The sequence below is a fragment of the Streptomyces sp. NPDC002276 genome (assembly GCF_053891435.1).
The window spans coordinates 1-12,503 of the sequence record NZ_JBSFCQ010000032.1 but is presented as its reverse complement, the minus strand read 5'-3'; the positions used below and the strand labels follow the sequence as shown (position 1 = coordinate 12,503).

Here is a 12,503-nt window from a genome sequence, read left to right as displayed (position 1 = left end):
CGGCCAAACGTCAAGTGTGCACTACCGGCCGATGATCACAGGCGGCTCTGTGAGGCTGGGGGCCATGGGAGAACTGGTGGAACGGGTGGACGAACAGGACCGGGTGGTCGGGACCGTGGACCGGGGCGAGGCCATCGCGCACCGCTGGCTGCACCGGGTCGCGACGACTGTCTGCCGGGACGCGGAGGGCCGGGTCCTGGTCCATCGGCGGGCGGCGGACATGTCCCGGTTCCCGGGGCAGTACAACTTCCTGGTCGGTGGCGCCGCGGAGGTCGGGGAGTCCTACGAGGAGGCGGCGGCTCGTGAACTCACGGAGGAACTCGGGGTGGTGGCGCCGGTCCGGTTCGCCTTCAAGTACCTGTGCGAGGGCGCGATCAGCCCGTACTGGATGGGCGTCCACGAGGCGGTCGTCCGTACGGACATCACCCCCGACCCGGACGAGATCGCCTGGCACGCGTGGGTCGCGGAGGGCGAGTTGCGGGAGATGGCCCGGTGGCCGACGTTCGTCGCGGACTCCGTCGAGGCACTGGACCGGTATCTGGGCTGAGGCGAGGCGGCCGGGGCAGGGACCCAGTTGAAAAAGTGTGACACTTGTGGGCGAAAGTGACACACTTTTTCAGACGTACCCCCACACCCCCCTACCCCTCCGCCAGTTCCGCGACCCCCGTCACCCGGTGCAGCGGATACGTCCGTACCTCGTCCGCCGTGTGGTCGTACGCCGTGACGAAGCCGCCCTCCACGCGGATGGGCGCGATGACGCGCTGGCTGGCGGAGCCCTCGGCGTTGACGTAGCCGATCCAGAGGGCGGTGCCGGTGAGGACGGCGGCCTGCATGGTGGCGAGGGTCTCGGCGGAACCGGTGCGGGGGAGTTCACCGTTCGGGGCCGGGGTCGCCGACGGTTTCAGCGGGGTGGTGGAGGCGCGGTCGCCCGCCCTGATCGCGCGGATCGCCGCCGACAGGAGGGTCGTGTCCGGGGTCGGCGGACCGTCCGGCACGGGTTCCGGAGCCGTGCGGGGCGGGGTGCGGTGGGCATGGGCGCGGGTGATGACGACGTCGCCCTCGGCGGACTCGGCGGCCGGTGCGAAGCCCATCGCGCGCAGCCCGTCCAGGAGCGCCGCCGGATCCGCCTGCGCCGCCAGCACGGTCGGCGCCAGCCGGCGCAGCCGCAGGCCCGCCGAGCGCTTGTCCGCGAGGATCTCGCTGAGCACCGCGTCGTCGTCGCAGCGCACATACGCCGAGGCCGCGCCGATCCGCAGATGGCCGTGTCTGCGGGCCACGTCGTCGATCAGATAGGCGAGGGGCTGCGGGACGGGCGTACGGGAGTGCGCGGTGAGGAAGTCGTGCAGGTCGGAGGCCGAGCGGCCCGCGTCCAGGGCGCGGCGCACTGAGCCCGGTGTGAAGCGGTAGACCGTCGCACCGCCCTTCGACTCCACGTCGGCGAGCACGTCCAGCACATCGGCCAGCGGCCGTTGCAACGGGCCGGGGGCCACCGCCGTCAGATCCGCCTGCAACAGGACGTGGTCCAAGGGCTCGGGCAGCAGCGGAGCGAGCAGCCGGGCGGCGGCGGCACTCGCCACGGCCTGCTCGGCGGGGGAGAACGGTTCGGGGAGGGCGGGCGCGCGGTGGTGGACGGGGAGCTTGTCACCGGCACCGGCACCGGCACCCGCACCGGCACGCGAGGCGGAGAAGTCCGCGGAAGCGGAGGGGGCCGCGTGACCGGACCCGCCGCCGCCCGTCGCCCGCCCGGCACCCGCCGCCGTGCCCTTCGCGGCCGCGTCATCCGCCACCGCGCCCTTCGCCGCCCGTCCCCCCGCCACCGTCCCCTTCGCCGCCCCCAGCAACGCCCGCCCCTGCCCCGACAGGGCCCCCCGCCCCGTCACCCCCAGCAACTCGGCCTCGTCCAGGGTCCAGCGGGCCAGGCGGCTGCGCAGGTCGTCGTCGGACTGGGGCGCCGCACCGCCCGTGCCCCGCGGCGGCCGTTCCCAGCGCAGCCGGGCCAGCACCGACTCCGTGGCCGGTGAGGCGCCCTCCGGAAGCGCGGCGAGCAGCATGAGCACCCGGTGCCGTACCTCCGGGGCGGCCGAGCGGTCCAGGCCGGGGCCCAGCGCCGACAGCGTGCGCTCCTTCGCGTCCCGGCCGCCGACCAGCCCGGACGTCCGGGTCGCCGTCAGCCAGGTCTCCGCGAGATGCGTCCAGCGCTGCGCGGCGGGCCGCTCCAGCCACTCGTCGTACGCCGGGGTCGCCGCATACCGTTCGTCCGCCTCGCCGTCGGACGCCAACAGGCCCGCGGCGTAGGCGAGTTCGACCCAGAACGCGGCGACCGGCTCGGCCAGGTCCAGCGCGACGGCGGTCCGTTTCAGGTCGCGGATGCTGAGGCCACCGGCCCGCAGCACCGTCGGCCCACCCTCGTCCCAGTCCTTCAGCAACTCCTCGACCGTCGCCAGCGCCGTGTACGCCTGCCCGGCCGCCGCCGCGTCCACCACCTGTGGACGGTGCGTCGCCTTCGCCTCCACCGGCGGCGCCACCGGCTCCGTCTCCCGGTGCGCCCGCCCGGCCCGCAGATACAGGGCCACCTCACGCGGCAGTACGACCGTGCCGGGCGCCGTCGGCAGCAACAGCCCCCGGTCGATGAGCCAGCGCAGCCGGGCCGCCGGATCGGCGGTCACCTGCCCGTACGGCGGCCCCCACACCAGCCGGTTCAGCACCTCCAGCGAGTCCTCGGGGGCACCGGCCAGCAGCGTCTTCATCCGCCGCCGGGCCGTGAACAGTTTGGTGAGCGCGGCCACCGCCGACACCGGGTCGTGCGTGGAGGGCAGGCCCGCCGCCGTCACGATCTCCTGGATCCGGCCCGGCGACATCCCCGCCGTGGCCTCCGCGACCGTAGGACCGAGACCGGTCGGCGACGGATGCTGCGGCGCCGGCGCCAGCAGCTCACGCGCCGTCCGCACCAGCCGCAGCCGGTCCTCCCCACCCCACACCAACGCCTGCTCGCGCAGCGCCGCGACAGCGCGCGGCAGCGCGTTCACCACCGCCGGATCACGCGCGTCGCCCGCCATCAGCCCCAGCAGCTCGTCGTACGGCGCCGGGTCCGCCGCCACGGCCAGCGCCTGCGCCGTCTGCAACGTGAAACGGTCCAGCCGCTCCAGCGCCCGCACCACCGAAGCGCGCGTTCCGGCCCTGGTCGCGAGCTGGGTGAGATCGGTGGGCACGGGCGTGATGAGGTCGGGGCGGCTGCGCAGCAGCGCGGCCAGGGAGGCGTCGTCCCTGGTTCGGAGTGCCTCCGCGAGCGAACGGGGCGGCGTGGCCGGAGTGCTCATCCGACCCACGGTAGCGGGTGGGTGTGACCGTGGGGGAGCGTGCACGACGTGAGGTTCCCGGCACCGGGCCCGCTGGCGGTAACGTCTGTCACCACGGGGTATCCAACGCACCCGCCCCGGAGGGGACTTCGTGGGTATCGAGAGCGACCAGGTCGTCTACGAGTATCTGAGCCGCGTCGGTGACGTCGCGCAGCAACGCCAGCTGCCCTCGGTCACCCGCATGCGGCTGGTGTCGGAGCTGCGCAACGAGATCGACCGGCGCCGCGCCGGAGCCACCGCCGACACACCCGCCGCCGTCCAGCGCATCCTGAAGGGCCTCGGCACCCCGGACGAGGTCGTCGCCGCGGCCGGTACCGGCGCCGGTGTCCCCCGGGCGCCGTCCACCTCCGTCCCCGTACAGCGCGACCACGAGGACGATCTACGGCCCAAGGGTCTGCGCCGGGTCGTACCGCGTCCGCGCCCCACCAAGGCCGCCCCCGCACCGCAACCCGACGACTCCGCCGCCCCGCCGCACCTCGCGAGCGCGGCCGAACTCGGCAACAGCGTGCTGCAACCCGACTGGTGGCGGGTGGAGGGCAACGGCAATGGCAACGGCAACGGGTTCGCGCTCGGCGACAGCGTGCCCGGATTCACCGGCGGGGTGGAGATCCCGGAACTGCTCAAGCCCCCGCCGAAAGAGCCTCCGGAGGCACCCCCGACGAAACCGGAACCGGCGACCGCACCGGCCGTCGAGCAGGCACCGGAAGCCCCCGCCCGCCGACGCCGAGTCGTCCCCCGCCTCCCCACCGGAGGCTGGTCCAACCCCCTCCTCCTGATCGCCGCCACGCTGCTCGTCGTGGGCGCCGTACTCGGCAACTGGTTCGCGCTGCTGCTGGGTTGGCTCATCGCGTACGCCTCCAAGCGGCTGACCGACGCCGAGACGAAGGCGGCGGTGATCGGTCTGCCGACGGCGGCCGTCGCGGCCGGGATCGTCTGGCTCTGGGGCCGCAACGAGGGCCGCTGGGGCACCCCCATCGCGCAGGGCCACATGAACGACGCGATCTCCGAGACCTGGCCGTGGGTGGTGCGCGGCGCGGCGGTGGCGTCGGCGCTGTACCTGGTGTGGCGGTCGCAACGGCAGCGGTAGGGCGATCGAGGGCCCGGTGGGGCGATCGAGGGTCCGGTGGGGTCGTCGTAGGGACTGGGCACAATGGCCCATATGACTTCTTTGACTTCTTACTCCTCGCCCGCCCCGACCGTCGGCTTCGACCTCGACATGACCCTCATCGACTCCCGGCCCGGCATCCACGCCTGCTACCTGGCGCTGGCGGAGCGGACGGGGACGTACATCGACGCCGATCTGGCGATCACCCGGCTCGGGCCGCCGCTGGCCGACGAGTTGATCAACTGGTTCCCGGCGGACCAGGTGCCCGCGATGTCCGACCTGTACCGCGGGATGTACCCGTCGATCGCCATCGCCGCGACCCCGGCGATGCCCGGCGCCCGTGAGGCGATAGCGGCCGTGCGGGCGGCCGGTGGGCGGGCGGTCGTCGTCACCGCGAAGTACGAGCCCAACGCGAAGCTGCACCTCGCGCACCTCGGCATCGACGCCGACGCGGTGATCGGCGACCTGTGGGCCGAGCGGAAGGCGGAGGCGCTGCGCGAGGAGGGCGCGAGCGTCTACGTCGGCGACCACGTCGGGGACGTGCGCGGCGCCCGCGGTGCCGACGCCCTGTCGGTCGCGGTCACGACCGGGCCGTGCGATGCGGAGGAGTTGCGGACGGCCGGTGCGGATGTCGTGCTCGGCGATCTCACCGAGTTCCCCCGGTGGCTTTCGGACTACCTCGTGACGCGCGCCTGACGGCGCCCGGCGGCCACGGACTGGAGCACACCGGCCGCGGCGAGCAGGAATCCGACGCCCATGAGCATGCTCAAGAGGTACATGTACGTCGGAAAAGGCGTCGTATGGAGCAGCAGCGGTACCACGGTGACGAGTGTGGCCACCGCGCCGACGAAGAAGACGATGGCACCGGCACGGATCAGTCGGTCACCGGCCACGGCGGAATTCGTTTGGGTTTTGTCACGCACTCGACCAGGGTAGTTCCCTGCGCACAGGAACAGTCCGGCGACGTCTTGTCACCGGCCTGAAGACCATTAGCCTTGGTACCGGCAGTTCCCCAGCGTTTTCCGAGCAGTTTTCCGACGAGTACGAGGACGAGGACAGACGTGCCCACCGGCAAGGTCAAGTGGTTCAACAGTGAGAAGGGCTTCGGCTTTCTCTCCCGCGACGACGGCGGCGACGTCTTCGTCCATTCCTCGGTACTGCCGGCCGGAGTTGACGCCCTGAAGCCCGGACAACGCGTGGAGTTCGGGGTCGTCGCCGGTCAGCGCGGCGACCAGGCACTTTCGGTCACGCTGCTCGACCCGACCCCCTCGGTCGCGGCGGCCCAGCGCAAGAAGCCGGACGAACTGGCCTCCATCGTCCAGGATTTGACGACCCTCCTCGAAAACATCACCCCGATGCTGGAGAAGGGCCGCTACCCCGACAAGGCCTCCGGCGGCAAGATCGCGGGCCTACTGCGCGCGGTGGCCGACCAGTTGGACGTATAGCCACTGCACCGACTAGCCACTACACCGACGGGAATTCAAGCGCGTCCGGCCCGAGGGGCGGCACCAGCCCCTCGGCCGCCGCGCGTGTCAACGGCCCCCGGATCGCCGCGGCCCCTCCTTCTGCCGTCCTTGCGCCGCTGCGCGGGCTGCGGGCGGCTGTGCCGGACTCCGTCCGGCGGCCGGTGGCGGGGGGTTCAGGGGAATGACAGCGCCTCGGGGCCGAGGGCGGGCACCAGCCCTTCGGCCGCCGCGCGCGTCAACAGCCCCCGGATCGCCGCGTATCCGTCCTCGCCGAGGTCGGCGGTGAACTCGTTGACGTACAGGCCGATGTGCTGGTCGGCGACAGACGGGTCCATCTCCTGGGCGTGTGCCATGACGTACGGGCGGGAGGCCTCCGGGTCGTCCCAGGCGGCGCGCACGGACGTCCGGATCGAGTCGGCGAGGAGGTTCAACTGCTCGCCGCCCAGGGCCCGTTTGGCGATGATCGCGCCCAACGGGATCGGCAGACCGGTGGTCGCCTCCCAGTGCTCGCCCATGTCCGCGAGCTTGTGCAGCCCGTAGTTCTGGTACGTGAAGCGCGCCTCGTGGATGACGAGCCCCGCGTCGACCTTCCCGTCCCGCACGGCCGGCATGATCTCGTGGAACGGCATGACGACGATCTCGCCCACCCCGCCCGGAACCGTGTCCGCCGCCCAGAGCCGGAACAGCAGATACGCGGTCGACCGCTCGCTCGGCACGGCGACCGTACGGCCGGTCAGGTCCACGCCGGAGCCCCGGGTGAGGACCAGCGGCCCGCACCCCCGCCCCAGCGCACCCCCGCACGGCAGCAGCGCGTACTCGTCGAGCACGTACGGCAGCACGGCGTACGACACCTTCAGCACGTCCAACTCACCGCGTTCGGCCATGCCGTTGGTGATGTCGATGTCCGCGAAGGTCACGTCGAGCGCGGGCGCGCCCGGTACCCGGCCGTGGGCGAGGGCGTCGAAGACGAAGGTGTCGTTGGGGCAGGGGGAGTAGGCGATGCGCAGAGGCTCGGTCGATGAGGTCATACCTGTTCCCAACTCTCCAGTACGGGCGCGCACTTCCCGAATCCCTCGGTCAGGGCCGCGAGCGCGTCGCCGATGCGCCAGGCGGCGCGGTCGCGCGGGCCGACGGGGTTGGAGACCGCGCGCAGTTCCAGGACGGGGACGCCGTGCGCGACGGCCGCCTCGGCCACGCCGAAGCCCTCCATCGCCTCCGCGAGGGCCCGCGGGTGGCGGGCGCGGAGTTCCGCGGCGCGGGCGGCCGTACCGGTCACCGTGGACACGGTCAGTACGGTGCCGACGCGGGCGCCGGTCGCGGTCGCCAGCGCCCGTACGAGTGCGGCCGGCGGACGGTGGGTGATGGCGCCGAAGCCGAGGTCGGTGACCGGGAGGAACCCGTCGGCGGTCTCCGCGCCGAGGTCGGCGACGGTGATCTCGTCGGCGACCACCAGGGACCCGACGGGTGCCTCGGGCTGGAAACCGCCGCCGATCCCGGCCGATACGACGAGGTCGTACGAGGCGTGGGCGAGGGCGGTCGCGGTGGCGGCGGCAGCGGCGGCCGGACCCACCCCGACGGCGAGGACGGTGATCCGGTCACCGGTCAACGCCCGTGCCACCGCGTCCCGTTCGGCCGGGACGGCGGTGGCGACGAGGACGCGTGGGGACGACGTGGTCAGGAGTCCTTCTTGAACTTGAAGGACCAGATGCCCTTGACCGTCTTGTCGCCCTCCTTGATGGAGACGACGGTGGAGTTGCCGGTCGCGCCGTACTGGGTGTTGAAGAAGACGCTGCCCGGGATCGTCCGGTAGGTCTTCTTGCTGGAGTCGGTCAGCGGCTGACCGTTCATCAGGATCGTCCACCCGTTGTCGGCGATCTTCGGGTCGACACCGAAGCGCACGGTCTCGTCCGGGTCGACCGAGATCGACGTGGAGGCCTTGAGGCACTTCGCCAGGTCCGCGGTCTTCACCGCGTCGCCGTCGTTGTAGCAGGTGGCCTCCGTGTGGACCGAGTTCCTCCCGACGGTGATCGTCGAGATCGGCGTCGGCTTGTCGCACGCCGACAGGACGAGCAGTCCGGCGGAAACGGCGCCGGCGGCGGCGACGGCGCGGCGGCGTCGCACAGCGGATTGCATGGTCATGGGGCGAAGGCTATCGGGCCCGTCCACTCCTCCCCCCACGTGGGGTACGGCGTGCCGGACCGGGTGGCGCGGGTTAGGCCACTCGCGGGCGTCCGCCGGTCCCGTGACGTGCCGATGCGAGCAGCCCGCGCAGGGTGGTCAGCCAGCCCAGGGCGATGACCGCGGCGGCGAGGGTGAAGCCGAGGGCGCCGTTCAGCGGCATCACGATGCCGATCGCGCCGCCGAACACCCAGGCCATCTGGAGCATCGTCTCCGAGCGCGCGAACGCCGAGGTCCGCACCAGTTCGGGCACGTCCCGCTGGATCAGCGCGTCCAGGGACAGCTTGGCCAGCGCCTGGCAGAACCCGGCCATGGCGGCGAGACACGCCACCAGGACGGCACCGAAGAAGATCGCGGCCGTGATCGCCGCCCCCAGCACCAGCGCGACCACGGTCACGATGATGATCTCCGGCGCCCGCTGCCGCAGCCAGGACCCGACCGCCGTACCGAGCGCGTTGCCGACGCCCGCCGACACCGCGACTATGCCCAGCGACACGGCCGCGCTCTGCCCGGTCATCGGATGCTCGCGCAGCAGGAACGCGAGGAAGAAGGTCAGGAAGCCGGAGAGCCAGCGCAGCGCCGCGTTGGCGCCGAGCGCGTGGGTGACGGCGATACCGACCGTGCGCAGCCCAGGACGCTTGACCTCCTTGGGATGCGGGCCGTGCAGATGGTTCTCGTCGGCCGCGAGCAGCGCGGTGTCCTCGCCCTTGGCGGAGTCGACCTTGGGGTCGAGGAAGAAACACAGCACCGTGCCCGCGACGAAGATCACGAAGGCGCCGTAGAGCGGCCAGGGGTCGCCGATGGCGTGCAGCCCGCCGGCGATCGGGGCGGCCACGCCGGTGGCGAGGAGCCCGGCGAGGGTGACGCGCGAATTCGCCTTCACCAGGGAGATACGGGGTGGCAGCAGCCGGGGCACCACGGCGCTTCTGACGACGCCGTACGCCTTCGAGGCGACCAGGGCGCCCAGGGCGGCCGGATACAGCTCCAGGCTGCCGCTGGCGACCGCGCCGGAGATGATCAGCGCGAGGAGCGCGCGGGCCAGCATCGCGGCGGCCATCGCGGCGCGGCGCCCGTGCGGAAGCTTGTCGAGAAGGGGCCCGATCACCGGCGCGAGAACGGTGAACGGCGCCATCGTGATCGCGAGATACAGGGCGACGCGGCCCCGCGCCTCATCGGTCGGTACGGAGAAGAAGACGGTCGACGCGAGGGCGACGGTGATCATGACATCGCCGGCACCGTTCACCGCGTGCAGCTCGATCAGCCGGCCGAGGCCCGACTCGCCCGCGCCGTGCGCGTGGGTCGCCTTGCGGATGCCCCGGGCGGTACCGGTGACGGGGAAGTGCAGGGCACGCCCCATCGCGCGGACGGAACCGCCGACCCGGCCCGAACCGCCACCTCGGATGTTCCCCTTGGCTCCACCGACACCGGTGGCACCTTGGGGCGACCTCGCGGCTGCCACCCCGTCATAGTGCCCCGAGAACGGCGCGAGTAGTGCCGTTACCGCACGTATGGCGGCCTGTGGGGGTGGATTCACTGCCGTTGCACAGCTCTTTGCGTGAGCGTGCACGGGTCTTGGGGCGGGGCCGCGCAGGTATCCACAGCCACCCGCAGAGGCGTCCGCAGGTCACTGTTTGATCGCCGCGCACCGCCCGAGGGGCCGTCGGTGTGGGCGCATGGCCCGGGAGAAGGTAGCGTGCGTAGCGCGCCGTGGCGATTGTTCTCGGCCGCGCGCCTCTCGGCCATCCCGCAGAATGGATGGCGTAGGCGTGCCCGAGCGCGATCGGGCGCGGACGTCGACGCGGCCCTCCACCAGTGCCCCCAAGGGCCTGGTACATGTCTTTCAGCCGCTCCGTCCGCTCCCTTCGCCGCAACAGGCGCACCCGTGAGACGGCGTAGGAGAGAAGCGATACCTGTGAGCGCAGCGACCACGCGAAGCCGCACCCCTGACCGCCTGTGCGCCGAGGCCGTCGACCTCGCCCGTGCCGCAGCCGAGGAGGCCGCCGCGCCCGGCGTGGTCGGCGAACACGCGGGCTTCGAATCCGAGGGCGACCGTGTGGTCACGCACTTCTTCGAGTGCAAGGAGTTCGGCTACCGGGGCTGGCGCTGGGCCGTGACGGTGGCGAGGGCGTCCCGGGCGAAGCTGGTGACGCTCGACGAGGTCGTCCTGCTCCCCGGCCCGGACTCCCTCCTCGCCCCCGAATGGGTCCCGTGGAGCGAACGCCTCCGCCCCGGCGACATGGGCCCCGGCGACCTGCTCCCCACGGACGCGGAGGACCTGCGCCTGGAGCCCGGCTACACCGGCGAGGACGAGCCCCCGCCGAACTCCGCGGTCTCCGAGGAGATGGCGGAACTGGTCGAGGCGGAGGACGCGGAGGTGACGGCGGGCGCGCCCTCCGCTCTGCCCGTCGCCCCCACCCGAGGCTCGATCGCCGCGGTCGCCGAAGAACTCGGCATCCGCCGAGCCCGGGTCCTCTCCCGCTACGGCCTGCACGTCGCCGCCGACCGCTGGGAGGACGGCTACGGCCCCAAGACCCCCATGGCCCAGGCGGCCCCCGCGGCGTGCGTCAGCTGCGGCTTCCTGGTCGCCGTCGGCGGCTCCCTGGGCCAAGCCTTCGGCGTCTGCGCCAACGAATTCTCCCCGGCCGACGGCCACGTCGTGTCCCTGTCCTACGGCTGCGGCGGCCACTCGGAAGCAGCCGTCATGCCCAAACCGCCCCAGCCCCCGGCCCCGGTGATCGACGAGACGGTGGTCGACCCGTTCCCGCTGCGGCCTGCGGCGGACTCGGGCTCGGTTCCGGTGGGCGTGGACGAGGATTCGGCGGAACTGGGGCATTCGTAGGGCCGTATTCTGGCGGCGGATGGGAAGAAGCAGCGCCATGAGCATCGACTCGACGATTGCGCGTACCGAGTTCCCCGAGGGGCATGTGGTTTTCTTCGGAATCGACGGGAAGATCATTTTGACGCCGCGGAGTTTCGAGCACTCCAGCACGATCAAGTCGATGCAGTACGACACGGTCGTGTCCCTGGGGCGTCACGCGAAGACCCCCTCCGACGTGTACATCGACTTCCCCGCCGACGAGTACTCCGCCCCCGACCTGGCCATTCTCCGCGATGACGCCCGCCGGGAAGGCAAGCGCTACAGCTTCGAAGACGTCCTGCTGATCTCCGAGGTCGTCTCGACCTCGTCCGTCCGCAAGGACTACGACGACTGCACGGCCAAGTACGGCCGCTACGGCATCCCCATCTACCTGGTCGTCGACCCCCACGCGCGGGAAGTCGTCCTCCACACCCAGCCGACCGGCACGGGTTACATCGCGGCACACACCCACAAGTACGGCACCGGCAAACTCCCCATCCCCTTGGCCGACGGTCGCACTTTCACCCTCGACCTAGACGAACTCCCCGTTCCGGAGCCGGAGCCGGAGCCGGAGCCGGACGCTCGCTGACGAGCGGGGCCGACGGGGATGCCGACCCGTGAACGGCCTTCATCGCTTCGTCGCGGACCGTGCTCAGCTCACCCAGGGCTTCCCTCGCCACGACCGGATCCTCGTGTTCCAGGTTGCTCTTCGCCTGGACGTAGCGGCTGGACAGGTCCGGGCGGCGGGCGATCTCGATGTCCCTGACCCAGATCAGGACCCAACTCTGCCCCGGGCTGAGGGATCGCCACTCGACCGCCTTGGCGAAGGCGTCGTCGTCCTTCATGGCTTGCATCTCGGCATCGGGAGTCAGCTCGGGACGGGGGATCAACTCGTGCCCGTGGTCGGCTTTCTCAGGCGGTGGCAACGGTGGTTCGGCAGTCGTGGCAGTGGCCTGGGGTGGGGGAGCGGAAGGCTCGGTCGCAGTTGTCGCAGTTCTGGAGGGGGTGGCGGACCGGCGGTGGTGGGGCGGGGGTGCGGAACGGTGGTGGGGGCGGGAGTTGGGTCGTCAGGCGGTGGGCCAGGAGGGCTGCGGGGCGGCGTAGGGCTTCGGGTGGGAGGTCTGTGGTGAGGGTGTGGCGTACGGCGGTGGGGGTGACGTCTCGTTCAAGCCAGGCTGCGACACCCGGCGCGAGGTGGGTTGTGTCGCAGGTCGACAGGAGCAGGCGGGGGTCGTGGCGGCGGAGGTCTGTGAGGAGGTCCGTGGCTCGTTGGATGAGGGTGGGGGAGGGGTAGGCGGGGCGTGGTACGGGCGGCAGCGCTTTGCGGGGGTGGGGTGCGGTGGCCTTGGCTGCTTTGGGCCGCGTGTGGGGTTGGGACTCTTTGTGGTCCCTACGTCCGCTGCCGGGCTGGTTGCACGAGATGGTGCGGGTGATGATGCGGCCGTCGGGGATGCGGTGGCGTTCGCGGCGGAGGTAGCCGTGGGTCTCCAGCTCGCGTAGGGCGGCGGCGATTCGGGTTTTGCCCTCGGGGAAGCGGGTGG

13 protein-coding genes and 1 pseudogene are annotated in these 12,503 nt (G+C 72.0%); 6 read left to right on the top strand and 8 right to left on the bottom strand.

Going from position 1 to position 12,503, the window contains the following annotated elements:
• Positions 1–64 precede the first annotated feature (64 nt).
• A complete protein-coding gene (locus tag ACWIHT_RS44230; protein WP_456174300.1) occupies positions 65–547 on the top strand; it encodes an NUDIX hydrolase in 483 nt (160 codons plus the stop codon).
• A 91-nt stretch (positions 548–638) separates the two neighbouring features.
• On the opposite strand, the gene ACWIHT_RS44225 is transcribed toward ACWIHT_RS44230, so the two are convergent.
• Positions 639–3,317: a helicase-associated domain-containing protein gene (locus ACWIHT_RS44225; protein WP_456174298.1), complete on the bottom strand. Its 2,679-nt coding sequence runs from the start codon at positions 3,315–3,317 to the stop codon at positions 639–641.
• Between the two features lie 130 nt (positions 3,318–3,447).
• Here ACWIHT_RS44225 and ACWIHT_RS44220 point away from each other — a divergent pair, with 130 nt between their 5' ends.
• On the top strand, positions 3,448–4,443 hold the full coding sequence (locus tag ACWIHT_RS44220) for a hypothetical protein (protein WP_456174297.1): 996 nt from the start codon (positions 3,448–3,450) through the stop codon (positions 4,441–4,443).
• 63 nt (positions 4,444–4,506) lie between these two features.
• A complete protein-coding gene (locus tag ACWIHT_RS44215) occupies positions 4,507–5,157 on the top strand; it encodes an HAD family hydrolase (protein WP_456174296.1) in 651 nt (216 codons plus the stop codon).
• Here ACWIHT_RS44215 and ACWIHT_RS44210 read toward each other — a convergent pair.
• Positions 5,136–5,384, bottom strand: coding sequence for an SUR7/PalI family protein (locus ACWIHT_RS44210; protein ID WP_026179132.1), 249 nt, complete (start codon positions 5,382–5,384; stop codon positions 5,136–5,138). The two genes, ACWIHT_RS44215 and ACWIHT_RS44210, sit on opposite strands and share 22 nt — an antisense overlap.
• A 138-nt stretch (positions 5,385–5,522) precedes the next feature.
• Here ACWIHT_RS44210 and ACWIHT_RS44205 point away from each other — a divergent pair, with 138 nt between their 5' ends.
• Entirely contained in the window at positions 5,523–5,906 is a 384-nt protein-coding gene (locus ACWIHT_RS44205; protein WP_019072514.1) for a cold-shock protein, read from the top strand.
• Positions 5,907–6,100: 194 nt separating this feature from the next.
• Here ACWIHT_RS44205 and ACWIHT_RS44200 read toward each other — a convergent pair whose 3' ends face one another.
• From ACWIHT_RS44200 to ACWIHT_RS44185, 4 genes are all read right to left on the bottom strand, one after another.
• Entirely contained in the window at positions 6,101–6,955 is an 855-nt protein-coding gene (locus tag ACWIHT_RS44200) for a 1,4-dihydroxy-6-naphthoate synthase (RefSeq protein WP_456174294.1), read from the bottom strand.
• Positions 6,952–7,632, bottom strand: coding sequence for a futalosine hydrolase (locus tag ACWIHT_RS44195; protein WP_456174383.1), 681 nt, complete (start codon positions 7,630–7,632; stop codon positions 6,952–6,954). Before ACWIHT_RS44195 ends, ACWIHT_RS44200 begins: the two co-directional genes overlap by 4 nt.
• Complete coding sequence (locus ACWIHT_RS44190) at positions 7,602–8,066, bottom strand: DUF2771 domain-containing protein (RefSeq protein WP_399115490.1); 465 nt, start codon at positions 8,064–8,066, stop codon at positions 7,602–7,604. The genes ACWIHT_RS44195 and ACWIHT_RS44190 overlap by 31 nt, the downstream gene beginning before the upstream one ends.
• Before the next feature lie 73 nt (positions 8,067–8,139).
• Complete coding sequence (locus tag ACWIHT_RS44185) at positions 8,140–9,564, bottom strand: MFS transporter (protein WP_456174293.1); 1,425 nt, start codon at positions 9,562–9,564, stop codon at positions 8,140–8,142.
• A 453-nt stretch (positions 9,565–10,017) separates the two neighbouring features.
• Here ACWIHT_RS44185 and ACWIHT_RS44180 point away from each other — a divergent pair, with 453 nt between their 5' ends.
• The gene (locus ACWIHT_RS44180) at positions 10,018–10,944 is read left to right on the top strand and encodes a DUF3027 domain-containing protein (RefSeq protein ID WP_456174292.1); all 927 of its coding nucleotides are present in this window, start codon (positions 10,018–10,020) and stop codon (positions 10,942–10,944) included.
• A gap of 37 nt (positions 10,945–10,981) precedes the next feature.
• Entirely contained in the window at positions 10,982–11,551 is a 570-nt protein-coding gene (locus ACWIHT_RS44175; protein ID WP_456174291.1) for a Uma2 family endonuclease, read from the top strand.
• Positions 11,552–11,576: 25 nt separating this feature from the next.
• Here the strand turns inward: ACWIHT_RS44175 and ACWIHT_RS44170 are convergent.
• Both ACWIHT_RS44170 and ACWIHT_RS44165 read right to left on the bottom strand, forming a co-directional pair.
• Positions 11,577–11,816: pseudogene (locus tag ACWIHT_RS44170) on the bottom strand (hypothetical protein); the annotation flags it as partial.
• Between the two features lie 58 nt (positions 11,817–11,874).
• Positions 11,875–12,503, bottom strand: a 629-nt coding sequence (locus ACWIHT_RS44165) for a helix-turn-helix domain-containing protein (RefSeq protein ID WP_456174289.1), incomplete at its 5' end; no start/stop codon positions are given.

Bases quoted from the DNA above. Each gene is read 5' to 3' on its own strand.
- ACWIHT_RS44230 (WP_456174300.1), top strand. From the start codon at position 65: ATGGGAGAACTGGTGGAACGGGTGGACGAACAGGACCGGGTGGTCGGG.
- ACWIHT_RS44225 (WP_456174298.1), bottom strand. From the start codon at position 3,317: ATGAGCACTCCGGCCACGCCGCCCCGTTCGCTCGCGGAGGCACTCCGA.
- ACWIHT_RS44215 (WP_456174296.1), top strand. From the start codon at position 4,507: ATGGCCCATATGACTTCTTTGACTTCTTACTCCTCGCCCGCCCCGACC.
- ACWIHT_RS44200 (WP_456174294.1), bottom strand. From the start codon at position 6,955: ATGACCTCATCGACCGAGCCTCTGCGCATCGCCTACTCCCCCTGCCCC.
- ACWIHT_RS44190 (WP_399115490.1), bottom strand. From the start codon at position 8,066: ATGACCATGCAATCCGCTGTGCGACGCCGCCGCGCCGTCGCCGCCGCC.
- ACWIHT_RS44175 (WP_456174291.1), top strand. From the start codon at position 10,982: ATGAGCATCGACTCGACGATTGCGCGTACCGAGTTCCCCGAGGGGCAT.